Source organism: Gracilibacillus boraciitolerans JCM 21714 (assembly GCF_000521485.1).
Classification (GTDB): domain Bacteria; phylum Bacillota; class Bacilli; order Bacillales; family Amphibacillaceae; genus Gracilibacillus; species Gracilibacillus boraciitolerans.
The window spans coordinates 38,604-61,961 of the sequence record NZ_BAVS01000010.1 but is presented as its reverse complement, the minus strand read 5'-3'; the positions used below and the strand labels follow the sequence as shown (position 1 = coordinate 61,961).

Below are 23,358 nucleotides of genomic sequence, written 5' to 3'. Positions count from 1 at the left end.
CTTATTATAACCTTTAAATAAATTTACTATTTGACTTTTTATTATATCAAATTAACGGAAAAATGTCAGAAACTTTTTCTCTATTGTCCTATTTTTTGATATGATAGAGGAAATGCAAAAACTTAGGAGATGTCTGATATGCAGAAAAAAATAGTTTTAGCAGGTGGTACAGGATTCATAGGTGATTATTTCAAAAAACAATTTAGTAAACAAGGGTATGACGTTAAGATAATCAGTCGAAAAGCACCCGCCATTACATGGAATGATCAGCAAGGAATAATTGATGCCTTAGAAGGCGCAGAAATGGTAATTAATTTAGCAGGTAAGTCCGTGAATTGCCGTTATCATGACAAAAACAAAAAGGATATTATCACTTCTCGTACCGGTACAACCAAACTTCTTGGTGATGCGCTTAATCATTGTCAAAACCCACCCGAATTATGGATTAATGCGAGTACAGCTACTATTTATCGACATGCAGAGGATCGACCAATGACAGAGGAAAATGGAGAAATTGGTACTGGATTTTCCGTCGATGTTGCAAAGAAATGGGAAAGGGCCTTTTTCAATTTCTCATTACCAAACACAAGGCAAATTGCTCTTCGCATTGCCATCGTTCTTGGTCCAGACGGCGGTGTGATTACTCCTTATAAAAATTTGGTTAATTACGGGCTCGGTGGGATACAGGGAGACGGAAAGCAAATGTTTAGCTGGATACATGTAGAGGATTTATTTCAAATTACCCAGTTTTTACAAAGCAATACGCAGCTATCTGGTATTTTTAACTGTTCTTCTCCAAATCCGATCCCAAATCATCATTTGATGCGTGCGTTACGCCAACAATTAAATCGTCCTGTCGGTTTGCCAGCCCCCCACACCATTATTAGAATTAGGTGCTGTCTTCCTAAAAACAGAGACAGAGCTTATTTTGAAGAGTAGATGGGTGATACCAAAACGATTAGTCGATGCTGGATATCGTTTTCGCTTTATAACAATTGAACAAACATTAGAAGACATTCTTTAATTTCAAAAAGTTACCTAATTAATATCGACAAAATGGAGATCTCAATATAAGATTAATTTGAGACGAAATTCATTTACATTTCACACATGTTTCTTGTATAATTGAAGTAGAATATGGAGTGAGTGCAAGGATATCTCCTCACACTCATGTGGTATTACTCGGATCATCGCTTGGCAGAGCGGTGATCCTTTTTCTTGTGTCTCTTTAGGTTCAGTATTGCATTGATTAAGTTAAGACAGGCCACTGCAATACCGAGGCCTAAAACCACAAAGGTCAGAACCACTTCCATATCTTTCACCCCCCCCTTTCTTTATAGAGGGTTGTCTACAGTATACCATAAATAAGAACATGTGTTCTACTATTAATAAAAAGTTTGGACTTTTCACCTAGAAAAGTCCAGATTTTTTTATAAATTATTGATAAATACTCGTATAATATCCGTACCTGCTATTATCGTTCCTAATGTGCTTCCTAAATTAGCAAACACAATAATTAGAAGAATCCTTGTCACTTTATTTTCCCAAAAACCCTTTAACGTATGAACGTCATCTGATAATGATTCAAAGTCAGATACATGTGGTTTTTTCACCAGAGCTTGTGCAAAACCAGCAAACCACCCAGCAGCCATTAACGGATTAAGAGAAGTAATAGGAGCTGCTACCAATGCCGTTAAGATTGCTAATGGATGGCCTAAAGCTAATAACACACCTAATGCGGAAAATCCGCCATTCCAAATTAACCAGCTCATCACCTGCTGCCACCCAGCTACAGGATTAGATATAAAGGTAAAAGCAATTAATGCAATAATAACTACAGGTATAGACCAGCCAATGATTTTCGGTGCTTTTGACTTTGGTGGTAATGTCGTCAATTTTTTCAAGTCATGTTCTTTATGAATTTCTTTTGTTATCCCCCCCGGAACATGTGCAGCCCCCCCTAATACAGCTACAATTTTCTCCCCCCCTGGTGCTTTTTTAATTTTTTGTGCTAAATATTGATCACGTTCATCAATCAGTGGTTTCTTCAAACGTGGAAATGCCGAAGAAAATTCACTTAACACACTATCAATAGAATCCTGTGTCTTCATTTTTTCCAATTCTTCTTCTGTAATGGTTTCCTTTGAAAATACGCCGCCTATTACTTGTGTTAACAATAGCATCTTTCCTTTAAAACCAATACTTCCCCAGATTCGAGAGAAAGTTATTTGGATATTCCTATCTGCTAATACTAATTCAGCTCCAATTTCATTTGCTGAATCAATGCCTTGAATCATTTCTTGTCCAGGCTGAATGCCAAATTGTTTAGCCATTCGCTTCTGAAAAGAAGATATTGCTAAATTCATTAACAATAAGGTTGCTTTCTTTTCCTTGATAACCTGGAATATATCCATGTCCTTCCACTTACTGCCACTGACTACTGATTCATAGCGTTGCTTATCAAGCTCCACACAGACTGAGTCAGGTTGTTCTGCTTCAATTATTTGTTTTACTTGCTCAGCACTTTGCTTGGACACATGTGCTGTTCCAATTAATATGTATTCTTTCCCATCTAGTTCAATTCTTGTTATATTTTGATTTTCATCTGTCATCAGTGAACCTTCCTTATAAAGTGCGACTTGATAAAGTGAGAATTTGATTTAAATTATCTACTTTTATTAGTATAAAGGATTGTATCAAATATTCCCACTAAACAATAATATATTTTTTAAACCTACAATTAAGAGTCGCATAACGAAGATAATGCGACATAACGCCTGTGGCAATTTTGAAAGATTTTTACTGCTAAACAGCCGCTCCGGGTGCCTTCGCTATTAATTTGCTCTACAACGATTAAGACCAATATCAATTTGACTTTTCAAAAGGATAATACCTATAAATCGAGATAGGAGAGTCACAATTTTACCACTTGCTGCTATTGTTGAATATTATTTAGCGCAGGCGTCCACTTCGACTCCTGGGGGGATCAGCGTGATCTGATGATCCACTTTGTAAAGTGTCTTTCTTTACAAAGTTAGCTTAAGACACGCCCCCCCGGAAAGCGAAGTGGGCAAGCTGAAGCGGCTTGTTACACCTAATATAAATTTCAAGAGTACTACTCAGTAAATTGAAGTTATGTCGCATTATCTCCCTTATATGCAATTAAAAAATCCGAACGATAACTAATTCTAATGATAGAATTCGATATATCGTTCGGATTTCACAGTTATAAAATTATTTTTTACCCAGACTTTATTAATCTCTGTGGACGATTCTCTTTAATTCTTCTGCTACAAACTCCACATTAGTACCGACAATAATCTGATAGTTTTTATTATTTACTCTTATTGTACCACGAGCACCGTGTTGCTTTAATTTTTTCTCATCAATATTATCGGTATTACCTAAGGTTAAACGTAATCGCGTAGCACAGTTGTCAACATGTTCAATATTTTCCTTACCACCTAGCGCATCGACAAACTGAGCAGCCATGGCAGTATAATCATTTGATTCATGTGTCACTTCATCATTAGAGTCATCCTCATCATCTTCACGACCAGGCGTTTTTAAGTCAAATACTTTGATAACGATGACAAATACAAAGAAGTAAATGATCGCAAAAATAATTCCAATTAAAAATAATAGCACTGGCTTTTGAGCAATACCAAAATTCAAGAAGTAATCAATCGCTCCTGCTGAAAATCCAAATCCATGATGAATATCTAGAAGGTATACAATAACCATGGATGCACCGGTTAGAAACGCATGAATCACATATAACAATGGTGACAAAAACATAAACATGAATTCTATCGGCTCCGTAATCCCTGTTAAAAATGACGTGAAGGCTAACCCACCAATTAAACCAGCAATCGCTTTACGTTTTTCTTTTTTTGCGGTATATATCATAGCTAATCCCGCTGCAGGAAGACCAAACATCATAATTGGGAAGAACCCACCCATGAAAATACCAGCTGTTTTGTCGCCAGCAAAGAATCTCGATAAATCACCTTTTATTATTTCTCCTGCCGCATTTGTAAATTCTCCAAATTCAAACCAAACTAACGTATTTAAAACATGATGTAAACCAAGTGGGATTAATAAACGATTTAAGATACCAAAAATACCAACGCCGGCTGCCCCCGCATTAATAATCCATTCGCCAATTCCATTAATAAAGCTTTGAACAGGTGGCCAAACCACACCAAAGACACCAGCCAGTATGACCATCGTAGCAGCCGTAACGATTGGAACAAATCGTTTCCCACCAAAGAAGGCAAGCCAGTCGGGTAATTTAATATCATGAAAGCGATTGTATAAAAGACCAGCAACAATACCCGAAAGTATACCACCCAATACGGCCATATTAATATTTTCGTTAATAGCTGATAACGCATTTGTTAATACTAAATAACCAATAACACCTGCCAATGCTGCTGCACCGTGTTTATCCTTAGAAAACCCTATGGCAACACCTATTGCAAAAATTAAAGGTAGTTCAGAAAAAATAGCATCTCCCGCTTTTGCCATAAACTCAATACCCAATAAATCATCTTGTCCTAAGCGCAACAACAAAGCAGCTGCAGGCAATACAGCAATTGGCAACATCAGAGATTTACCAATCCGTTGAAGAAAATTCATCATGATTATCCACTCCTTTTTTCAATTTTTAATCAATCGTATAATAGCATAAAATATTTTATTTGTATATACCAATTTTCTTAAAAATAGATAAAATCCTTAGATAACAATATTTAATAAATTATTTGTCTAGACATATATAGCTATACTTGTTATTATTAAAACAGAGACATAATAAAGGTGTGATACATTTGAATAATAAATATATATTAACGAATTGTGTGGTATATACCGAAAATGATATCCATAAGCAAGGCTTTGTAAAAGTGCGCAATGGAACAATAGAAGAAGTAGGTGACATGAACCAGCTTTCTGATATTTCCGACTATCAGGAAATTAAATTAAATGACGAAAGTATGGTTATTCCAGGCATGATTGATGTTCATATTCATGGTGCAAACGGATCTGATGTAATGGATGGTACAACGGAAGCATTAGAAAATATTTCATCTGTTCTACCAAAAGAAGGAACCACAAGTTTTTTGGCAACTACGATGACACAAGAAAATGACACCATTGAAGTTGCCTTATCCAATGTGGCACGATATCTACACACGAACACTGAAAAAACGAACGCTGAAATTCTCGGTATTCACTTAGAAGGACCATTTGTAAACAAAGAACGCGCAGGCGCACAACCAATACAATATATCCAACCTGCCAATCTTTCGCTTTTTCAAAGATGGAATAAACTTGCTGAGCAGAACATAAAATTGGTGACTTTAGCTCCTGAACAGAAAGAATCCCGTTCTTTAATCGAATATTTAGTAACTCAAAATATAATTGTTTCCGCTGGCCATACAGATGCAACGTATTCGCAAATGGAAGAGGCAGCAGATCTAGGGGGGGTATCTCATATTACCCATTTGTATAATCAAATGAGAGGATTTCACCATCGTGATCCAGGTGTGGTGGGAGCAGCTTTTACAGATCCACGATTTTATGTGGAACTTATTGCAGATGGCCTCCACTCCAGCCCAGAAGCTTTGCGAATTGCAACAGACCAAATAACAAGTGATCGTCTCCTACTTATTACTGATGCAATGAGAGCAAAGTGCCTTAAGGATGGTAAATATGATTTGGGTGGACAGGTTGTAAACGTAAATAATCACAAAGCAACATTGGATGACGGAACAATAGCCGGAAGTACCTTAAGATTAAACGATGCATTTAAAAACATCTTACGATATAGTTTATTCACCATCCGTGACCTTATTCGAATAACGTCCGAAAATGCTGCGAAAGAGTTACAAATATTTGATCGAAAAGGAAGTATTACACCAGGTAAAGATGCAGACATTGTCGTATTAAATAAAAATTATGACGTAGAAATCACTCTTTGCCGTGGCAAAATAGCATATAACAGAGGTGGCACATTATGAAAATAATTCAAACTGAAAACTATCAAGACATGAGCAACCACGCAGCAAATATGATACTTGATCGCGTGAAAACTGCTAACAATATAACGCTCGGATTAGCCACAGGTGGAACCCCCCCAAAAAAATTATATGACTTATTAGTTAAGGAATATAATGATCGTTCTGTTTCTTATCGTCATGTAACGTCCTTTAATTTGGATGAATATATCGGCTTAGCAAAAGAGAACAAAAACAGTTATTATTATTATATGTACAACTACTTTTTTCAGTATATTGACATACCAAAAGAACAGATCTATTTACCTGATGGCTTACACGACAACCCTTCCGTTGCATGTCAACAATATGACCAATCCATTTTAAAAAATGGAGGAATTGATGTTCAATTATTAGGATTAGGCGAAAATGGACACATCGGTTTTAACGAGCCTGGCAGCTCTTTTGATGAGAAGACACATATCGTGGAATTAGCGGATTCCACTCGCGAAGCAAACGCCCGTTTCTTTGATGATATAACAGAGGTCCCTACCAAGGCAATAACAATGGGGGGGATTAGCACGATAATGAAAAGCAAAGAAATTATCATGCTTGTATCTGGCGAAAACAAAAAAGAAGCGTTTTCCACTTTTTTATCGACTGATGTTACTAACCATTTTCCTGCATCTATTTTAAAAGAACATCCAAATGTAACCATTATAGTGGATCAAGATGCATTAGGAGAGGAGTTTAATAAATGATAGATAAGAGCTCCCCAATTCCGCTTTATCACCAAATTGAGGAAGTGATCAAGCAAGGAATTGAACATGGAGAATATCAGCCAGGAGATGTATTACCCGCTGAACGTGTATATGCTGAACAATATCAGGTCAGTAGAATGACCGTAAGGCAAGCGATCACGAACTTAGTTAATGAACGTTATTTGTATCGGATAAAAGGCAAAGGTACTTTTATAGCGGAGCCAAAATTAGAGCAGAACTTAAAAGGTTTAACAAGCTTTACAGAAGATATGAGCGCGAGAGGGATGAAGGCGAGTAGTAAAATTAGTAAGTTTGACATTATCCCGGCAAACCGTAGCCTTGCCGAACAATTAAATGTGGACATGCATACGCCAATATATGAAATTAAACGAGTTAGATTAGCTGAGGAAATACCGATGGCGTTAGAACGCACCTATATCCCGGCAAACCTAATCAAAGGATTATCAGAAGAAAGGGTTTTATCCTCGATATATAAATATGCTGAAGAACAAATGGGATTAAAGATCAAAAGCGCTACCCAAACCTTAGAGGCTACGATTGCAAACAAAGAAGAAATTAAATTACTCGAGGTCGACCAAGGGGGGGCGCCAGTGCTCCTCATGAAACGAACATCTAAACTTGAAAACGGGCAAACCTTCGAAATAGTGAAATCTTCCTATCGTGCAGATCGATATAAATTTATGATTGACTTAGAACGGTAGGAAATTTGGGAGTGTAAATAATGGAACAACCGACTACAGAATCAATAAATAAAAATACGATTACTATGGATGAAATGTCCACAATGGAAATTGTTGAAACGATGATACAAGAAGATCACATCATTCATTCCGTACTAAAGCAAAATAAACAACAATTAAGTGAAGCGATTGATTTAATTACATCACAATGGCAAAAGGGCGGCAGAGTAATCGTTGCGGGGGGGGCTGGAACAAGTGGCCGAATAGGTGTATTAGATGCGGTAGAATTAGGTCCTACTTTTTCCGTGCCTTCTGATAGATGGATTGCATTACTAGCAGGCGGTGCCGAAGCTACCTGGAAACCAATGGAACAATATGAGGATTCAGAAGAAGCAATTATGGATGAATTAGACAAACTGAAATTGCAGGATATCGATACCGTTATCGCAATGACAGCAAGTGGTTCCACCCCCTATGCCATTGCTGCTTTACAATATGCAAAAAAAGTACACGCAAAGCGTATTTCCATAAGCTGCAATTCAAAAACACTCGCTTCTGAGTTCAGTCATATAGCAATAGAACTTGTAGTAGGAGCGGAAGTAATTCGTGGTTCAACGAGATTAAAGGCAGGTACGGTACAAAAGATCGCTCTTAATATACTATCCACCGCTACGATGATCCGATTAGGAAAAGTATATCAGAATGAAATGATCGAGATGCAGTTAATTAATAAAAAGTTAGTGAATCGAGCAGTTAATACCCTAATGCAATTAGCTGATATTTCAATGAATGAAGCACAATCATTAATGAGACAAACAAATAATAATCTAAAAGAGGCTTTATTTATGGCACTCACACACGCATCATTAGCAGAAACAAGGAACACCTTAGAAGTACATCAAGGTCATTTAAAAAAAGCTATCCATACCTATCTTTCTAAATAGGAAAAACGTTACTTACTATTATCTTTTAACCACTTAAAAGCCGCTTCACGATTCTCCCATGACACGCCATGTTGAATAGGATACGATTTAAATGTTACCTCTGCTCCTAATTGGTTAAAATATGCGTTGGCGCTTTCTCCCCATTCAAATGGCAACACAGGATCATGTTCCCCATGGGAGATAAAAATCGAAAGTTCCTTTACAGAAGCAACATTATTCTTTACTATGTCTGGCAGATACCCACTAAATGCCATCACTCCTTTGATTTTTTCACCTAATACCAGAGCTAACGACATCGACATAATTGCTCCTTGACTAAATCCAGATAAAAAGATTTGATCTTCAGCAATCGGAAAATGTTGCTTTGCTTCTCGAATAAATTGGGCTACCTTAGCTAAAGCCTCTTCAAAAGAGGATTGTTCCGGGGGGGTGCCAAGTTGCTCCATTTCAAAGAAAGCATATCCTGGCGGTTGAATTATCGGTCCCCGTATTGCAAAAATAAAATACTCTTCCTGTAAACCATCAAACAGTGACAGCATATCTTGTTCATCGCTACCCATCCCATGCATCACAAATATCGCAGGATAGGTGGCATTTTCATCTACATTGCTCGGTTTCCTTAGTTCATAATATAAAGATAGATTCATATGTCATTTCTCCTTTTTAATAAATTCTTTCCACATTACTATTGCATCTAGTGTACTCGAAAATATTGCTTTATTCATTACAAGTCAATTATTTTTAAAATATATGTTTTAACATTTAGAAAAACGGGTAGTGAAAGTTACAAGGCGAAACACATTGATGTGAAAGGCACAGCCTTGGCGGAAAATTTGCTTTACTGAAGAATGAAGACTTGTCTACTGTAACACATGTAAAAAGAAAGTGATTTTTTGTGGAAAGTGCTTTAGAAACTGGCTACGAGTGAGATTGTGATTTTTGCAATATTCATGCCGAATAAGGTAAGCGCCAGTCGTTTTAAACTTTACGGCGAGTATAGGAACGATCGTCAGTAATTAAACAGTTTATGAATAGAACGTTTAAGACAATTTAATAGGAAAACATCCAATTTTTCCGCGTGCACAGAAAAGACATGGTCCTTAATGGAGCATGTCTTTTCTTCGTTCTTCCTAAGTTTATAGTTATCAACCTTTTCTTTGTAACAAAAATGTAAATTAAGAAACACAATCGTAATAAAATGTCACAAATAAGAGTTTATAAAAGATTGTCAAGTCTCTATTTATTGTAAATGTTTCCTGCAAGACCATATTCTCATATTTTTTATCTTTAATCGTACTGCCAGATATAGACGTTTCGGTTAATCTAGTAAAATAGAAAATTCATCCAAAATTATTACAAAGAACTCATGCTATGATAGATTTGCATCAAACAAAAAAAAGGAGTGTTTAAAAATGTTAAAAAATTTCACTATTATTAGCTTATTATTAGCTGCTTTATTGTTTGGCAGTGGATTTTCATCAGATTCTACTTTATCAGTTGAAAGGAATAGTTCTAGTAATTTTTTGCAAACATTTAAAATAGAAAGAATTTCCGAGGCTAATCTTCAATATTTAATAAAGAGATTCTCCAAAGAATTAAATATTGAGGAAGAAACAATAGAAGAAGAGTCTTCTCAAGAAAAACCTACTGATCATCAAGAAACAGAGAAGAATGGGGGAAGCACAACCTGATCCAAGTCAGGAGCAATCTAAGCAAGAAAGTCCAGAAGAAGGAAACAACAAGAAAGAAACTGAGGATTTAGAAACTGCCCCCCCTCTGAAGAAGTATCAAAAAATAAAGAAACAGAAACTACGAGCCAAATGGCTGAAGTGAATCAATTTGAAAGACAGGTTGTAGCATTAACAAACAAAGAACGTGAAAATGCAGGATTGGCTCCGCTACAACTAGATACAAAGCTAAGTCAGGTTGCTCGTAAAAAATCAAAGGATATGGCAACGAATGGATACTTTAGCCATACTAGCCCAACATATGGTTCACCATTTAATATGATGCAACAATCGGGTGTGAATTATCGAACTGCCGGAGAAAATATCGCTAAAGGGCAACGTACACCTGAGGAAGTGGTAAACGGTTGGATGAACAGTGAAGGACACCGCGCCAATATTTTAAATGGAGATTTTACACATATTGGTGTTGGTTATGTAGAAGATGGTAACCATTGGACACAACAATTTATCGGGAAATAAAGTTATCTTTTCATCAGTGAAGGTTTAACTGACATTTATCACCTTGATAAATGAATTAACACCTAGAGATATCAAAACTATCTCTAGGTGTTTAACTGCTAATCAATAGTAAACTATAAAAAACCCTTAATAAATACTCATATTCCTATTTTTCCCCTTCATTAATTGAAATACTCCATACAAGATTAATCCGATTGCAACAATACCTAACATCCACTGACCAAATGGTTGTTGAGCTATTTTCTGTAGCGCTCCATCCAGCCCTGCTTTCACTTGTAAGTGTGAGGTGAATCCAGTCATAATAACAAATATCCCCAGAACAACAAACGTTAATCCTCTGGCAAAAAGACCGATTCTCCCTACCTTTTTTCCTAGATTTATTTCTCTATTATTCATCTCTGACAATTTGAATTTTTTCACGAATTTTTGTGTATATCCATTATAAATTTCTCGTATCCCGACCACAACGATTATTAAACCGATCAGAGCTACAATCCACTCACCTAATGGCATCTCTAAGATTGTAGATAACCAACTAGAGCTACCAGAGCTATTACTAGGTAACACGTTCTTAAAGGATTTATAAGCTAATGATAAATAAATGATTCCACTAACCAAAAAGGTAATTCTCATCATTACGTCTTTTAGCTTGCTATCTTCTTGAGAGGGACCTTTCGCTGCTTGCACTAATTTCCATGCCCCCCCATAACCAACTAGGCCAATCGCTACTAACCAGACCACTACATTTCCAAAAGGTTTACTTGCAACAGATGCAATCGCACCTGATGTATCTGTAGTTTTACCACCGACCCCCCCTACAGCTGACAGAACAGAGAGTACCCCCCCTACCAGAATATAAACAACACCTTTTGATAGGTAACCAAACCTGGCCATTCCCCTTAGCCACGGCTTTACGTCGGTTGCTTTATCCGCTTTATTTTTTACTGTCTCTTTCATATTTTTATCAGACATTTATTTGTCACCTTCCTGCATAAAACTATTTTATAAATCTCATTATTCCCTTAATTATAAAGATGAAACTCAACGGAAAGCTATAAATTCACAATAAGATCAAGAAACCTATTATGTTTATGCTTTCATAAATTGGGAATGATAATTTATGTAATAAATTTTAAAATGGAGGTGGTTCGATGAGTCACGAAAAATATAAAGATCTTTTAGAAACGTTACATGATTGTATGACAGAATGTAACCATTGCTTTAATGCATGCCTACAGGAAGACAATGTAAAGATGATGGCAGAATGTATTCGACTAGATCGTGAGTGTGCGGATATTTGTGGATATTTAGAAGCAGCAATTTCAAGAAATTCTCCATTCATTAAAGAATTAGCTGCTGTTTGCACTAAATTATGTACAACTTGTAATGAAGAATGTAAAAAGCATGACCACGATCACTGCCAAAAATGCGCAGATGCTTGTTTCAAATGTGCAGATGCTTGTAAAAAGGTTACCTAATAGTTAATAAGGAGCGTGAAATAATGCCTTGGGATACAAAAGATTATCCAAGCTCTTTAAAAAACTTAGATAATACCGTTCGGAAAAAAGCGATTGATATAGCCAATGCTATGATTGATGAAGGATACCAAGAAGGTCGTGCTATTCCTATTGCTACAGAACAAGCAAAAGAATGGTATAAAAATGCAACCGATAAAGAGATTAATGAAGTAAAGCAAATGAGTGATGAGGATTTACGTTCTCGTGGTGCTAATCCTGAATCAAGCCGACCTGAATTATTGAAAAAAGGGGGGGAACATGTTCTTCCACATGATGATGGATGGGCAGTTAAGTCAGAAGCTGCTAAACAAGCATCTGATGTTTATTCCAATAAACAGGATGCCATTAATCGCGCAAAAGAGATTGCAAATAATAAACAAACGAACGTAATTATCCATAAAAAAGATGGAACTATTCAGAAAAATATAAATTACGAATGATTTTAAATAGTACTTTAAGTGTATGGTAGAAAGTAAAGAAGGCTGATCAAAGTCATCTCTCCTTTGATCAGCCTTCTATTATAGACACACTTAAAAATTTTATTTATGTAAGATAACTTTTTTCCCACCTGGTACTTCTACAATTTCTTCCTCTACATTTAACCATACTGAAATGATGGAAGGATTGTACACAAAATGACTGTTCGCTGAAAACTTAAGATTACGAAAAGCATTGATATAGTCAACAATATCAATATTAGTAGCATACCAAATGTCACTCCGGTTACCAATAAACTCACAGAATTGCTCGATAACTTCCCAATTTTGGTCATGATCAAATTCATAACTATGTCCCCAGACATAAAGCATATTTAAATATTGCTTTTTGTCTAGTTGACTGAAAGTATCAGCTAAGTCCATCAGATTATGATTATGATGACAGGTCGGATGCCATTCGATGAAATTATCCGGCAAATCAAAATTCCCTGTACTATGGACAGTTCTTGCATATTCAATCCCCCCCATAAATGGAAGCATATCTTTTATTAATTGATTATACGAACCATTTGGATACGATAACCCTCTAACGGAATAATCTAATATTTCTTCTAGTCCTTTTCTATCTTCCATAACTTCCTCGATGATTTGTTCCTTAGATGACCTGGCGATCGTGGGATGTGTCACTGTATGTGCTGAAACTTCATGACCATGATATAAAGAGGAAATCTCATCTGCTGGTATTCTATCACCCTCACCTAATAAACCTGAATTTAAATGAAACGTCCCTTTTATACCGTAATTATTAAAAATTTTAACCAACCGTCGATCCGCTGATTTGCCATCATCATAGCTCATCGTTAATACCTTGTGTTTTCCCTTTGGGAAAGTCATCGTTACTTTTGACAATTCCGTCACCTCTATATGTAAATAATGAATTTTTTTTTAAAATATTTCTAGTTACTAGCTATTACAATACTTTTCTAAAAAAATTGTTCAAAATGTTGTTAAAGTAAGCGGTGTTATAGCTTTTGGTAGATTGACTTTTATTTCATTTCATGATTAAATAAAAAAGCCGTCGAATAAGTTCTAAAAACCCGGGTTTAGGATTTCATTCTTTATTGTGACGGATTCTATTAATTTATATATCTTCAAATTCTCCGTACTGATCCAATCATTTCTTGAGATAATGATTTTTCTCTCTATATGATTTGATCCATACTTGAGCATTTTTATTTCTATAGTATTAAAATAAATTGCTGAGGTGATATTTTTTGTTAAAATACGCTATATTATCTGTTTCACTTATTACTGTTATGGCTGGAGCTATCATCGCACCTGCTATTGGCTCTATCGCAGTTGCCTTTCCAGATGCATCAGGTTTCGAAATCAATCTACTAACTAGTCTACATGCAGCCTTCATGATCCCATTTGCATTTGTGTCAGGATTCTTATGTAAATACTTTTCTAAGAAAGCCATTCTTTTATTAGCATTGGTTCTATATCTAGTAGCTGGCCTTGGTGGTGGTTTTGCTCCAAATATGTTTATCCTATTATGTACTCGTGCACTATTAGGTATATCAGTCGGATTAATGATGCCATTATCTACAACTCTTGTTTCCGATTATTATGATGGTGAAAAACGTACAAGCATGATGGGTATGGTAAGTGCCGCAACTAATCTTGGTGCAATTATTGCAATCATGATTGCAGGTGTATTAGCTACTCTAAGCTGGAATGCAACTTTTTATGTATATGGAATTGCAGCAATCGTTATGATTTTTGTTGTGGCTTTTCTACCACGAAAAGCACCAGTTGGCAACAAGATCAAGTCAGGAAAACAGGCTCCTTTGCCTAAAGCTAAATTAGCAAATTATGCGATAATGATGTTCCTCGTATTTGTTGTCTTTTATTCGATACCTTCTAATATGTCATTATTTCTACAAGAAAGTAATATAACTAACACGATCTTAACAGGAATTATAATTGCAGCATGTTCATTAGGTGGATTTCTTGGTGGAATGACTTTAGCAAGATTTCAGAAAAAACTTAAGGTTGCCTATGTACCCGTTCAAGTTTTGCTTCTTGGTATCGGATTTGCCATGATTGTCTTTACACCATCTTTGTTTTTAATGGGACTTGGTGTACTCATACTTGGTTTTGGTTACGGAAGCTTAGTACCTGTCATATTTGATGGAGTATCTAAGATTTCATCAGGAGCTCAGGCAATGGTTGCAATGGCAACTGTTCAAAGCTTTATCTATTTAGGTCAATTCAGTTCTCCTCATATTCATAGTTTAATAAGTAATACATTTGGTGACGGAAGCGTAAATTATTCCTATACCATTATGGCAATAGCATTATTGATTGTTGGCGCTGGTTTAATTCTAAAAACTGTATATAATGTTAAATTTACTAAACCAAACGAAATAGCTGTACCAGAAAAGGAATCAATTTAACAATAACAAGTAAAAATGGGGTGAGAGAGGAAACTTTCTCATCCCATTTTATTTACAAATATATTATAAAATCAATAATGTAATTGCTTACATTATAACGGATATCTAATTACTTGTAAACGGTTAAATTAAAATCAATGGTTACTTTTTATAATAAATATTTAAAGGCACTACGTATTACATCTCCGCGACTTATAATCCCTACTAATACATCATTTCGCTCAACAGGTAATTTTTTAATTTGTTTTTTACCTAGAATTCGTGCAATTTCTTCAATATCTTCGTCCCACTTCACCGTATAAATTGATTTCTTTGCGATTTTCATCACGTTATAATCAAGTATTTTCCTTGCCCGTTCTTCAAACTTATCATCGTCACCGTGAAGGAAATTGACAAAAGAGAATGCGTTCATCATATTTTCTTTATGTTTGCCAATATATCGCATGATATCTCCATCACTAATGTAACCTATAATTTCATTTCGATCATTTACAATTGGAAGTCCACTAATTCCATTATTAATAAACTTTTCGATGACAGATCTAACGGTATTACCTTCCATTACTTTGATTACTTGTGTCTTCATAATTGACTCAGCATTCATTTTATAACATCCTTTTTCTTTCATAATTAACTCTATCTATTATTATAATACCTTTTAGCAAAAAAGTAACCTAGCATTGTAAAAAGTGGCAGAATATATAGAAAAGACATCAAGGGAACATGCGGCTTGCAATATAAACTATCATTCCTCATAGAAAGATTAGTTTTGTTTAATAAACTCCGTTATTCGTTTCATCTTTTTTACATTGCTTATCATTTCATAATTTATGCTATGATAAAGAAAAGGATTTTTTAAAAGAGGTGACAACTATTATGAAAAAGTGGACAAAAACAATTAAAATCAACGCACCCATCGAACAAGTTTGGCAATATTTCAACGGTTCACTGAAGAACATGCAGAAAATAATGCCTCAAGTAGTCGGTCATCAACCCATTAAGGAAACTGAAGCAGGCGTTGGAAGTATCTATCGTCAACAATACCAGGAAGGGAAACGTATCGAGGAATATGATGTTGAAACAATTGAATACAAGAATGAGGAACAAGAAAAAGAATTAAAGGTACAGTTTACCCTTGCCAATTTGTTCGACATTACGACACATTATGAATTAGAAAAAACGGACAGCGAAACGACAACATTTACGTACACGACAATTAATAATCCTTTAAAGTGGTATGTGAAGCCGTTCTTATTGTTTACTAATGATAAAGTGGTGATGAAATTTTTAGAGAGAGTGAAACATGTCGCAGAATCAGAGTTTACTGAGGGGGGGAGAAATAGATGGCTGAGGGAGAAATAACTCAGCTCATAAAAAAATACCCAAAAAACATTCAAGATATAACAGAAAGCTTACGGGAGTTGATTCTAAAGTCATCTGAAGAATGGACAGAGGAAATTAAATGGGGGGTGTGCCTTCCTATAGCATTCATAAAAATATATGTTATCTTCAATCTTCTAAAAACCATGTTAATCTTGGTTTCTATCAAGGAGCGCAATTAGAAGATACATACAATTTATTAGGAGGAACAGGTACGCAATTGCGACATATTCGTGTAAAAAAGTTGGAAGATATCGACGAATATTTAATGCAATCTTATATTAAAAAAGCTATCATACTGGATCAAAGCTAAAGAGGACAGGCACATTAAAGTGGTCCCTATGTCAAGGACACTTTTAAAAAAAGCCTTAAATTTAGATAATTAATTTTTCCGTGTCTTAGATGTATATATGAATAAAAATTTTATTAACTTACATTTTTTCTAACTATATCTGCAGATAAAATATTATCTATTTTAAACTTTCTTACTTTATTTCGATTCATTTTTAAAACCTTGAGGAATCGCTTTGTGATTTTGTTATTGTTATCAATGTAAAAAATAACTATCTTTTCATTCTACTGTAAAGACATCTTTAACAAAAATTTCATACCGAATCACAACCATTTTCTTTTTATTTTATCACGAACAAACATTCCTGTAAATAAGGTGAATATTTATTATTACCTATTTTACTTTGTCTAAGTATCTATACAATGAGGTATTACTGACTCCTGTTGCATCTTTAATTTGTTTAATCGTATAATCCTTGCTCACATACATTTTTATAGCCATTTCTACTTTGTCGCTTTTTTTGTAGGTCTTCCTCCTTTTTTCCCCCCCTAGCACGTGGTGCTAGGAGACCAGACTTTATTCTTTTACTAATAATATCTCGTTCTAACTCTTCACTTGCCATTGTACGAAAAAAAATTCCCCCCCATTATTGTTTTCTAATTGAGTTGCTATTAGTTCCATAAACTACCGTTTACGGAACTAGTAATTTGAGGATTTATGGATTATAAGAATTTCATGTTGATGTAAATTAATTGTAAATTATTTAATAATCTACTTTATATATTTTGAAATATATTATATAGTATGGATATAGTTAAATTATGGATATAGAGAAGGTGTTATCCTATTAATTCCAAAGTCAATACCCTGTTTTGAGAACTTATAAAAGGTTTGATCGTTAAAAAATAAAAGTGTTTTTAATCTTTGATCAAATTTAACTACTTTTCGATTTATTAACTGACATTTCTATCACCAAAGTCATTGCTTTAGATCTGCTTTAAGCTATGGGAAATTCTTAATTAAAGTGATCCACCATGGAGTGATTAATATATTAAAAGAAGTGATTTTTATTGATTACAAAATAGGCATTCAAATACTTGTTAGCTTTGTTTTTTTTCTATTTACTTTATATGTATCTTTATATGAAGGTAGCAATTTATTACTAGATACACCAGAGTGGAAATATACGACAAAATTCACTCACTTAATTTATGAGAATCCTAGCCTTCCAGAAGATATTACTAATATCGATCTATATTTATATGCTGTAAAATATTATTCTTTCTTTCCTATAATGAATTTAATTAGCGGTTTATATTTTTTTATACTCTTAGTATATATAGGGATAAAAAGGAATTTAAGGAGAATGTCATATGTTTTAGCCATCACTGGTTCAATTTTGATTATTCTGTCTCTACTGTTTTTCAGTTCATTTTCAATTGGAACGATAATCTACCGAATAATACTATTTATTACAGGTTTAATTTTCTTAGTTTCACCGATGTTATTAAAATATAAAAAGTGAGGAGAGTCTAAAATGTATAAATATGCTCTTAATGTTATTGGAATAATGACTATTGTTTTATTAAGTTTTTTTCTTACAGATGAAAATGTAATGGCGAAAGATGAATTAAAAGTAAAACATTTTGAGACATATGAAGAATTACAAGATTTTTATAAAAATTCAAAAGATTTAAGTATCTATTTACAAAACCCTAGTTCTTCAATAATGCAAGCAGCTGATTATGACCCGTTAACATATCATTTTGGTAATACAAGTTTTTCTAATTATGTATATGTTGGTGGCGGAAGGTCATTTTATTAATTAGGTACTGCAGATATAGAGAGTATTGATAGAAAGAGTTATGAACTTCAAGTGTATGATACTTATGGAACATATTTTGGGAAAGCTGTAACTCCAGCACGATCAGGTTGGATTCATATAGACTTTAGACCACTCCTTCAGGGAGGTACGTCATATAAAATTAAATTAGTGAGTCCTGGTAGTGGAACAATGCGTCTAAGACAAGGAGATATCAGGTACTTTTACAGCTATTAAGTTAGCATTCACAATTAATAAAGGGCAATTTAAAGCTGTATTTTTGACTATATTAATATTGTGCCAAAAATAAACTGTGTATATTGAGTATTGCGGACGGATTGAGCCAGTTGTGTGGAGTTTTGAGCCACCATTTGCGGACAATAGAGCCAGTGAGTGCGGAAGATAGAGCCCCCCCATTCTTTTTTCGTAAAGGAGAAATTAATAAGGAGCCATTGGAATGTGTCCAATGGCTCCTTATTTTATTTGAATCTTTTATCTTTTAACTGCTCTTTTATAATTTCAAGAGCCCAAAGGAATCTTGTTGGGATTAGTAAACCGAATACAACTCTTTTCCATATTCAACTTTGTTGTCATATGTTTGGGATATTCGTTTTCAAACCATTCCAGCAATTGAGGATTCGCATAGATTCCCATGTGATAGACTGATATGTGATTTTTTTGAGCATCTATGCTTAAAAAGGAAGGGGAGTATTTTTCTCGCAATGATATCCCTTAGGAAAGGTTGACAAAGGAACTACAAAAGAAGGCATGCCATATTGCATCACTAATTTAAATCCTTCAGGTAAATTTTGTTCGATAGTTTGAGCTAGTTTTCTAAATGGCTCGTGCACTTCTAGTCTTTAGCTTCTAGGTATTGTTCTACAAAAGAGTCGTCCATGCTTATTCCTCCTAGACTAAAATTTTCTTTCATTATATCACAGTAATTCCTGTGTCTACTCATGCACTGTTAAGCTACCTGCAAAGTTAACACATAAGGCAAATGTTTAGATAATAGGATTGTTTTTTGTTATAAAGGGTAAAAGAACTAATAGAGATTTCTAACTTATGTGTATAAGGAGCTATAATCATGATAACTTTTGAAAATGTTACCAAGCAATTTCCAGATGGAACAACCGCTGTCAGTGAAGTAGATTTCTCCGTCAACAAAGGAGAATTCTTTGTCTTAATTGGCCCTAGTGGCTGTGGTAAGACAACCTCATTAAAAATGATGAATCGACTCATCCGTTAACAGCAGGAACCATCTATGTCGATAACAAACGAATAAGTGATTACAAAATCAATGAACTGCGATGGAATATTGGATATGTTCTTCAACAAATTGCCCTCTTCCCACACATGACCATTGAAGAAAATATCGCTATTGTTCCTGAATTAAAAAGTTGGGATAAAAACAAAATTAAAAATCGAGTCACAGAACTGCTGGAAATGACCGGACTTGACCCAGATACATATCGACATCGAACCCCGAGTGAGCTGTCAGGTGGCCAGCAGCAACGCATTGGTGTGATTCGGGCACTTGCAGCAGATCCTGATATTATTCTAATGGACGAACTTTAGTGCCTTAGATCCGATAAGCAGAGAAAAATTACAGGATGACATTATTGATTTACAAAAAAAAATCAACAAAACAATCGTATTTGTAACCCACGATATTCAGGAAGCTCTTAAATTAGCAGATCGAATCTGTCTGATGAAGGAAGGAAAAGTAGTGCAGCTGGGTAAACCGCAGGAGTTCCTGACAAACCCTGCTAATGATTTTGTCCGCAACTTTGTTGGCTCTTCTCATCATATCGGAGATGACTTCTTATTGAAGCATGCGGTGCACCAACTGTCTGACACTCCACCAGAAGATGCGTACACGGTGAATGTAGCCACTTCTTTACAAGAAGTATTAGATGCGTTATCTAACAGAGATGAGGTATATGTTACATCACAAAATAACGTTATCGGAAAAGTCGACCGTAAAATCATGGTCGATTACTTCGCAACGTCACTTAAAAAAGGAAGTGAAAAGCATGTCTAATTTCTGGAATGTAGCTCAGGCAAGACAAGATCAATTATGGCAAGCATTGTTTGAACACATCCAAATTTCATTCATTGCTTTGTTCTTTGCCGTGCTCATCTCAATCCCGCTCGGTATATACTTAACAAGAAAAGAAAAAATTGCAGAGCCGATTATAGGTGTCACCGCTGTATTACAAACAATTCCGTCTTTGGCTTTATTAGGTCTTTTTATTCCACTATTTGGAATAGGAAAGGTTCCTGCTATTATTGCACTCATTTTATACGCATTATTACCAATACTGCGTAATACGTATACAGGTATTAAAGAAGTAGCTCCTTCATTAGTTGAGGCCGCAACTGCAATGGGAATGAATACCTCTAAACGATTGTCGAAGGTAGAATTACCGATTGCGATGCCAGTCATCATGGCAGGTATCAGAACATCGATGGTACTGATTGTCGGAACCGCTACTTTGGCTGCCTTAATTGGAGCTGGAGGCTTAGGGGGGGATATTATTCTGTTAGGTATTGACCGAAATAATACATCACTTATTATTCTAGGTGCCATTCCTGCTGCATTATTAGCTCTGTTATTTGATTTATTGTTGCGAAAAATGGAAAAATTATCCTTTAAGCAATCATTAGTGACATTAATTGTGATTATCACCATTTCACTGCTGTTTATCATTATACCTAATGTATTAAATAACGAGGAAGATACATTAGTAATTGGAGGAAAATTAGGCACAGAACCTGAAATTTTAATTAATATGTATCAATTGTTAATAGAAGAGGAAACAGATCTGGAAGTGGAATTAGAACCGAGCCTTGGAAAAACCTCCTTTTTATTTAACGCATTAAAGACAGGCAGTATTGATATCTACCAGAATTTACCGGGACTGCAATATCACAATTTCTAAATGAGACAGCTACTAGTAACGATGAACAGGAAGTCTATAACCAAGCGAAGCAAGGGTTATTGGAAGAATTTGATCTAAGATTCCTAGAGCCAATGCAATTTAATAACACCTATGCTTTAGCCGTACCTCAAAGTTTTGCTGATCAACATAATCTCGAGACCATTTCGGATTTACAAGCCGTTGAGAAACAGATAAAGGCAGGCTTCACACTAGAATTTTCAGACCGTGAAGATGGTTATTTAGGGATACAGGATTTATATAACTTAAACTTCCCAAATGTCACAACCATGGAACCTCAGCTACGGTATACAGCAATTGAAGAAGGTGATATCAATTTAGTCGATGCCTATTCAACCGATAGTGAATTAAGAAGATATAATTTAAAAGTATTAGAAGATAACAAGAATCTCTTCCCACCATACCAAGGTGCACCACTATTGCGTCAGGAGACCCTTGATCGGTATCCAGAGCTAGAAGAAGTGCTTAACCAATTAGGTGGAAAGATTAGTGATGATCAAATGAGAGAGATGAATTATCAGGTCGCAGAAGAAGGTGTCAGCGCCAAAGAAGTGGCACAACACTACTTACAAGAAGAAGGTTTAATTGAGGACTGATTTAGAAGAAAAAGGTATCCGTGTGATGGAAAATACCCGACGAGTTAATAAACATGGCAGACGCTTAATTTATTTAAATCCTGCTGATACAGAAGGAACGATTATTGAGTATTGTGATTATCCAGGAAAAATGGAATAAAAGCTTAAGTGAATATAAAACAAGTCGGTCAAAGAATGAATGACCGACTTGTTTTACATTAAATAAGATTTTGATATTCTCTTTTCCCCCCCTATAGTATTCGCATAATAATCACTTCTTGTTTTCTTTCGTTATTTATTCCTTTATATTTTTAAACATAATTATAGCATGATTATGTTACTATAGAAGGTAGATCTCTGGAACATTAATCAGACCCTAGTTTAAGATACCCCGCAGCATTTTTTATATTTTTTCCCACTACCACAAGTACATGGATCATTGCGACCAATTTTTTGATTTTTAACAATTGGTTTATTTCCTGAGGGAATTTTCAAACTCTTTTTAGGTATTTTGGGTAACTTCGCCTTTGTAGTTTTGTGTTTGTTAAAGATATACCACCCTTGTAATTCTTCAATGGTATTATCAATGTATTTATTATGTATATCGCTTTTGCTATACTCTAATTTTGCCGTTTCAGCTTCTGCCATTTCAGCTTTTACATCACTTAAATCAATTACGCCAGAATCTACTAACCCTTCTTCATAGGCCCATTGAATATCTGGAACTAATTCTTCCAAATGCAAATCACATGCAGAAGCAATTAGATCTGCATATAAATAGGATGTCATCCTCTTACTTTTTAATAGTTGACGGTAATAGGCTGAAATTTCTTCTCGATCCAACTGCTCTTGCAGTACTAGTATCGTTATTGCAGATATTGCCTGACCTCTTGCAAACTCATAGGCATTTTCATTTTCTAACAATTCCTTTAGCGCATCTAGATCACCATTATAAACGGAAGCTAGTACTCTACCACTACCTTCTGTAAGGAAATCGCCTAAAGTCCAATTTAATTCATCTTCTGACCAATGTAATGTTTGCATAAATTTAGGAAACAATGCTTGTTCCCTAAATTGAGAAAGTAGATAGAATGCATAAAGATGCCCGAAATAGTTTTGATTATCCGAAGTAATACTGGGATCATCTATAAATTGATCAATAACTTGTAATAACTCAGGAATCGCTTCTTCCTTATTTGCTATGATTTCTTCTAATTCCTTTTTTGGAAATTTGCCTTTTTCAATAAAACTAATTTTCTCAATTAATTCTCTCATGATTTCGAGCTCCTTTGTCTTTAAGA

The 23,358-nt window shown here is 35.0% G+C and carries 21 protein-coding genes and 7 pseudogenes; 18 read left to right on the top strand and 10 right to left on the bottom strand.

Going from position 1 to position 23,358, the window contains the following annotated elements:
• Nucleotides 1-138 precede the first annotated feature (138 nt).
• Nucleotides 139-1,024: pseudogene (locus tag JCM21714_RS08465) on the top strand (TIGR01777 family oxidoreductase).
• 406 nt (nt 1,025-1,430) lie between these two features.
• Here JCM21714_RS08465 and JCM21714_RS08460 read toward each other — a convergent pair.
• Nucleotides 1,431-2,612, bottom strand: a complete 1,182-nt coding sequence (locus JCM21714_RS08460; RefSeq protein WP_035723408.1) for a TraB/GumN family protein — start codon at nt 2,610-2,612, stop codon at nt 1,431-1,433.
• 643 nt (nt 2,613-3,255) lie between these two features.
• Nucleotides 3,256-4,644 (bottom strand): N-acetylglucosamine-specific PTS transporter subunit IIBC, encoded by a 1,389-nt coding sequence (gene nagE / locus JCM21714_RS08455; protein ID WP_035723405.1) that lies wholly within the window; start codon nt 4,642-4,644, stop codon nt 3,256-3,258.
• A gap of 179 nt (nt 4,645-4,823) precedes the next feature.
• Here nagE and nagA point away from each other — a divergent pair, with 179 nt between their 5' ends.
• The 4 genes from nagA to murQ are packed head-to-tail and all read left to right on the top strand — an operon-like array spanning nt 4,824 to nt 8,405.
• Nucleotides 4,824-6,023: an N-acetylglucosamine-6-phosphate deacetylase gene (gene nagA / locus JCM21714_RS08450; protein ID WP_369403509.1), complete on the top strand. Its 1,200-nt coding sequence runs from the start codon at nt 4,824-4,826 to the stop codon at nt 6,021-6,023.
• A complete protein-coding gene (gene nagB / locus JCM21714_RS08445) occupies nt 6,020-6,760 on the top strand; it encodes a glucosamine-6-phosphate deaminase (protein WP_035723402.1) in 741 nt (246 codons plus the stop codon). The genes nagA and nagB overlap by 4 nt, the downstream gene beginning before the upstream one ends.
• The gene (locus tag JCM21714_RS08440; RefSeq protein WP_035723400.1) at nt 6,757-7,482 is read left to right on the top strand and encodes a GntR family transcriptional regulator; all 726 of its coding nucleotides are present in this window, start codon (nt 6,757-6,759) and stop codon (nt 7,480-7,482) included. The genes nagB and JCM21714_RS08440 overlap by 4 nt, the downstream gene beginning before the upstream one ends.
• Nucleotides 7,483-7,502: 20 nt before the next feature.
• Nucleotides 7,503-8,405 (top strand): N-acetylmuramic acid 6-phosphate etherase, encoded by a 903-nt coding sequence (murQ, locus tag JCM21714_RS08435; protein ID WP_052000483.1) that lies wholly within the window; start codon nt 7,503-7,505, stop codon nt 8,403-8,405.
• A gap of 8 nt (nt 8,406-8,413) precedes the next feature.
• Here the strand turns inward: murQ and JCM21714_RS08430 are convergent, their stop codons facing one another.
• Complete coding sequence (locus JCM21714_RS08430; RefSeq protein ID WP_035723394.1) at nt 8,414-9,052, bottom strand: alpha/beta hydrolase; 639 nt, start codon at nt 9,050-9,052, stop codon at nt 8,414-8,416.
• Between the two features lie 765 nt (nt 9,053-9,817).
• Between JCM21714_RS08430 and JCM21714_RS08425 the strand changes: the two genes are divergently transcribed.
• From JCM21714_RS08425 to JCM21714_RS08420, 3 genes are read left to right on the top strand one after another with little or no spacing between them, the layout of a single operon-like run.
• Nucleotides 9,818-10,096 (top strand): hypothetical protein, encoded by a 279-nt coding sequence (locus JCM21714_RS08425; RefSeq protein ID WP_035723391.1) that lies wholly within the window; start codon nt 9,818-9,820, stop codon nt 10,094-10,096.
• On the top strand, nt 10,077-10,238 hold the full coding sequence (locus tag JCM21714_RS20130; RefSeq protein WP_158413492.1) for a hypothetical protein: 162 nt from the start codon (nt 10,077-10,079) through the stop codon (nt 10,236-10,238). The genes JCM21714_RS08425 and JCM21714_RS20130 overlap by 20 nt, the downstream gene beginning before the upstream one ends.
• On the top strand, nt 10,226-10,612 hold the full coding sequence (locus JCM21714_RS08420; protein WP_052000482.1) for a CAP domain-containing protein: 387 nt from the start codon (nt 10,226-10,228) through the stop codon (nt 10,610-10,612). Before JCM21714_RS20130 ends, JCM21714_RS08420 begins: the two co-directional genes overlap by 13 nt.
• Nucleotides 10,613-10,738: 126 nt before the next feature.
• Here JCM21714_RS08420 and JCM21714_RS08415 read toward each other — a convergent pair whose 3' ends face one another.
• Nucleotides 10,739-11,584 carry a DUF1206 domain-containing protein gene (locus JCM21714_RS08415; RefSeq protein ID WP_084040645.1) on the bottom strand — a complete coding sequence of 282 codons (846 nt, stop codon included), beginning with the start codon at nt 11,582-11,584 and terminating at the stop codon, nt 10,739-10,741.
• Between the two features lie 179 nt (nt 11,585-11,763).
• On the opposite strand from JCM21714_RS08415, the gene JCM21714_RS08410 reads away from it, so the two are divergent.
• Nucleotides 11,764-12,090, top strand: coding sequence for a four-helix bundle copper-binding protein (locus JCM21714_RS08410; protein ID WP_035723388.1), 327 nt, complete (start codon nt 11,764-11,766; stop codon nt 12,088-12,090).
• 23 nt (nt 12,091-12,113) lie between these two features.
• Nucleotides 12,114-12,569 carry a DUF2188 domain-containing protein gene (locus JCM21714_RS08405; protein WP_035723386.1) on the top strand — a complete coding sequence of 152 codons (456 nt, stop codon included), beginning with the start codon at nt 12,114-12,116 and terminating at the stop codon, nt 12,567-12,569.
• 99 nt (nt 12,570-12,668) lie between these two features.
• Here the strand turns inward: JCM21714_RS08405 and JCM21714_RS08400 are convergent, their stop codons facing one another.
• Nucleotides 12,669-13,475, bottom strand: a complete 807-nt coding sequence (locus tag JCM21714_RS08400; RefSeq protein ID WP_035723383.1) for a polysaccharide deacetylase family protein — start codon at nt 13,473-13,475, stop codon at nt 12,669-12,671.
• A gap of 365 nt (nt 13,476-13,840) precedes the next feature.
• Between JCM21714_RS08400 and JCM21714_RS08395 the strand changes: the two genes are divergently transcribed.
• Complete coding sequence (locus tag JCM21714_RS08395; protein WP_035723380.1) at nt 13,841-15,025, top strand: MFS transporter; 1,185 nt, start codon at nt 13,841-13,843, stop codon at nt 15,023-15,025.
• A gap of 148 nt (nt 15,026-15,173) precedes the next feature.
• Here JCM21714_RS08395 and JCM21714_RS08390 read toward each other — a convergent pair whose 3' ends face one another.
• Nucleotides 15,174-15,629, bottom strand: a complete 456-nt coding sequence (locus tag JCM21714_RS08390) for a CBS domain-containing protein (protein ID WP_035723377.1) — start codon at nt 15,627-15,629, stop codon at nt 15,174-15,176.
• 272 nt (nt 15,630-15,901) lie between these two features.
• On the opposite strand from JCM21714_RS08390, the gene JCM21714_RS08385 reads away from it, so the two are divergent.
• Together JCM21714_RS08385 and JCM21714_RS19215 are read left to right on the top strand one after the other, a co-directional pair.
• Nucleotides 15,902-16,387, top strand: a complete 486-nt coding sequence (locus tag JCM21714_RS08385) for an SRPBCC family protein (RefSeq protein WP_035723374.1) — start codon at nt 15,902-15,904, stop codon at nt 16,385-16,387.
• Nucleotides 16,388-16,487: 100 nt separating this feature from the next.
• Complete coding sequence (locus JCM21714_RS19215; protein WP_084040643.1) at nt 16,488-16,718, top strand: DUF1801 domain-containing protein; 231 nt, start codon at nt 16,488-16,490, stop codon at nt 16,716-16,718.
• 372 nt (nt 16,719-17,090) lie between these two features.
• Here the strand turns inward: JCM21714_RS19215 and JCM21714_RS23930 are convergent.
• Nucleotides 17,091-17,340, bottom strand: a pseudogene (locus JCM21714_RS23930) (helix-turn-helix domain-containing protein); the annotation flags it as partial.
• A gap of 381 nt (nt 17,341-17,721) precedes the next feature.
• On the opposite strand from JCM21714_RS23930, the gene JCM21714_RS23925 reads away from it, so the two are divergent.
• Complete coding sequence (locus tag JCM21714_RS23925; protein ID WP_035723368.1) at nt 17,722-18,222, top strand: DUF4306 domain-containing protein; 501 nt, start codon at nt 17,722-17,724, stop codon at nt 18,220-18,222.
• 12 nt (nt 18,223-18,234) lie between these two features.
• Nucleotides 18,235-18,522, top strand: coding sequence for a hypothetical protein (locus tag JCM21714_RS08370; RefSeq protein WP_035723362.1), 288 nt, complete (start codon nt 18,235-18,237; stop codon nt 18,520-18,522).
• Nucleotides 18,523-19,038: 516 nt separating this feature from the next.
• Here JCM21714_RS08370 and JCM21714_RS21235 read toward each other — a convergent pair.
• Nucleotides 19,039-19,173: a DUF1801 domain-containing protein gene (locus JCM21714_RS21235; protein ID WP_235182717.1), complete on the bottom strand. Its 135-nt coding sequence runs from the start codon at nt 19,171-19,173 to the stop codon at nt 19,039-19,041.
• A gap of 433 nt (nt 19,174-19,606) precedes the next feature.
• On the opposite strand from JCM21714_RS21235, the pseudogene JCM21714_RS08365 reads away from it, so the two are divergent.
• From JCM21714_RS08365 to JCM21714_RS19200, 3 pseudogenes are all read left to right on the top strand, one after another.
• A pseudogene (locus tag JCM21714_RS08365) lies at nt 19,607-20,323 on the top strand (ABC transporter ATP-binding protein); the annotation flags it as partial.
• A 232-nt stretch (nt 20,324-20,555) separates the two neighbouring features.
• A pseudogene (opuFB, locus tag JCM21714_RS08360) lies at nt 20,556-22,078 on the top strand (osmoprotectant update ABC transporter permease/substrate-binding subunit OpuFB).
• Nucleotides 22,077-22,217 (top strand): annotated as a pseudogene (locus tag JCM21714_RS19200) (glyoxalase); the annotation flags it as partial. The pseudogenes opuFB and JCM21714_RS19200, both read left to right, overlap by 2 nt.
• Nucleotides 22,218-22,438: 221 nt before the next feature.
• Here JCM21714_RS19200 and JCM21714_RS24710 read toward each other — a convergent pair.
• Nucleotides 22,439-22,531, bottom strand: a pseudogene (locus tag JCM21714_RS24710) (SEC-C metal-binding domain-containing protein); the annotation flags it as partial.
• Between the two features lie 84 nt (nt 22,532-22,615).
• Nucleotides 22,616-23,332: pseudogene (locus JCM21714_RS21230) on the bottom strand (DUF1186 domain-containing protein); the annotation flags it as partial.
• Nucleotides 23,333-23,358: the final 26 nt, after the last annotated feature.

Coding starts and splice junctions, on each gene's coding strand:
- JCM21714_RS08460 (WP_035723408.1), bottom strand. CDS start 2,612: ATGACAGATGAAAATCAAAATATAACAAGAATTGAACTAGATGGGAAA.
- nagE (WP_035723405.1), bottom strand. CDS start 4,644: ATGATGAATTTTCTTCAACGGATTGGTAAATCTCTGATGTTGCCAATT.
- nagB (WP_035723402.1), top strand. CDS start 6,020: ATGAAAATAATTCAAACTGAAAACTATCAAGACATGAGCAACCACGCA.
- JCM21714_RS08440 (WP_035723400.1), top strand. CDS start 6,757: ATGATAGATAAGAGCTCCCCAATTCCGCTTTATCACCAAATTGAGGAA.
- murQ (WP_052000483.1), top strand. CDS start 7,503: ATGGAACAACCGACTACAGAATCAATAAATAAAAATACGATTACTATG.
- JCM21714_RS08430 (WP_035723394.1), bottom strand. CDS start 9,052: ATGAATCTATCTTTATATTATGAACTAAGGAAACCGAGCAATGTAGAT.
- JCM21714_RS08425 (WP_035723391.1), top strand. CDS start 9,818: ATGTTAAAAAATTTCACTATTATTAGCTTATTATTAGCTGCTTTATTG.
- JCM21714_RS20130 (WP_158413492.1), top strand. CDS start 10,077: ATGGGGGAAGCACAACCTGATCCAAGTCAGGAGCAATCTAAGCAAGAA.
- JCM21714_RS08420 (WP_052000482.1), top strand. CDS start 10,226: ATGGCTGAAGTGAATCAATTTGAAAGACAGGTTGTAGCATTAACAAAC.
- JCM21714_RS08415 (WP_084040645.1), bottom strand. CDS start 11,584: ATGTCTGATAAAAATATGAAAGAGACAGTAAAAAATAAAGCGGATAAA.
- JCM21714_RS08410 (WP_035723388.1), top strand. CDS start 11,764: ATGAGTCACGAAAAATATAAAGATCTTTTAGAAACGTTACATGATTGT.
- JCM21714_RS08405 (WP_035723386.1), top strand. CDS start 12,114: ATGCCTTGGGATACAAAAGATTATCCAAGCTCTTTAAAAAACTTAGAT.
- JCM21714_RS08390 (WP_035723377.1), bottom strand. CDS start 15,629: ATGAATGCTGAGTCAATTATGAAGACACAAGTAATCAAAGTAATGGAA.
- JCM21714_RS08385 (WP_035723374.1), top strand. CDS start 15,902: ATGAAAAAGTGGACAAAAACAATTAAAATCAACGCACCCATCGAACAA.
- JCM21714_RS19215 (WP_084040643.1), top strand. CDS start 16,488: ATGGGGGGTGTGCCTTCCTATAGCATTCATAAAAATATATGTTATCTT.
- JCM21714_RS08370 (WP_035723362.1), top strand. CDS start 18,235: ATGTATAAATATGCTCTTAATGTTATTGGAATAATGACTATTGTTTTA.
- JCM21714_RS21235 (WP_235182717.1), bottom strand. CDS start 19,173: ATGGGAATCTATGCGAATCCTCAATTGCTGGAATGGTTTGAAAACGAA.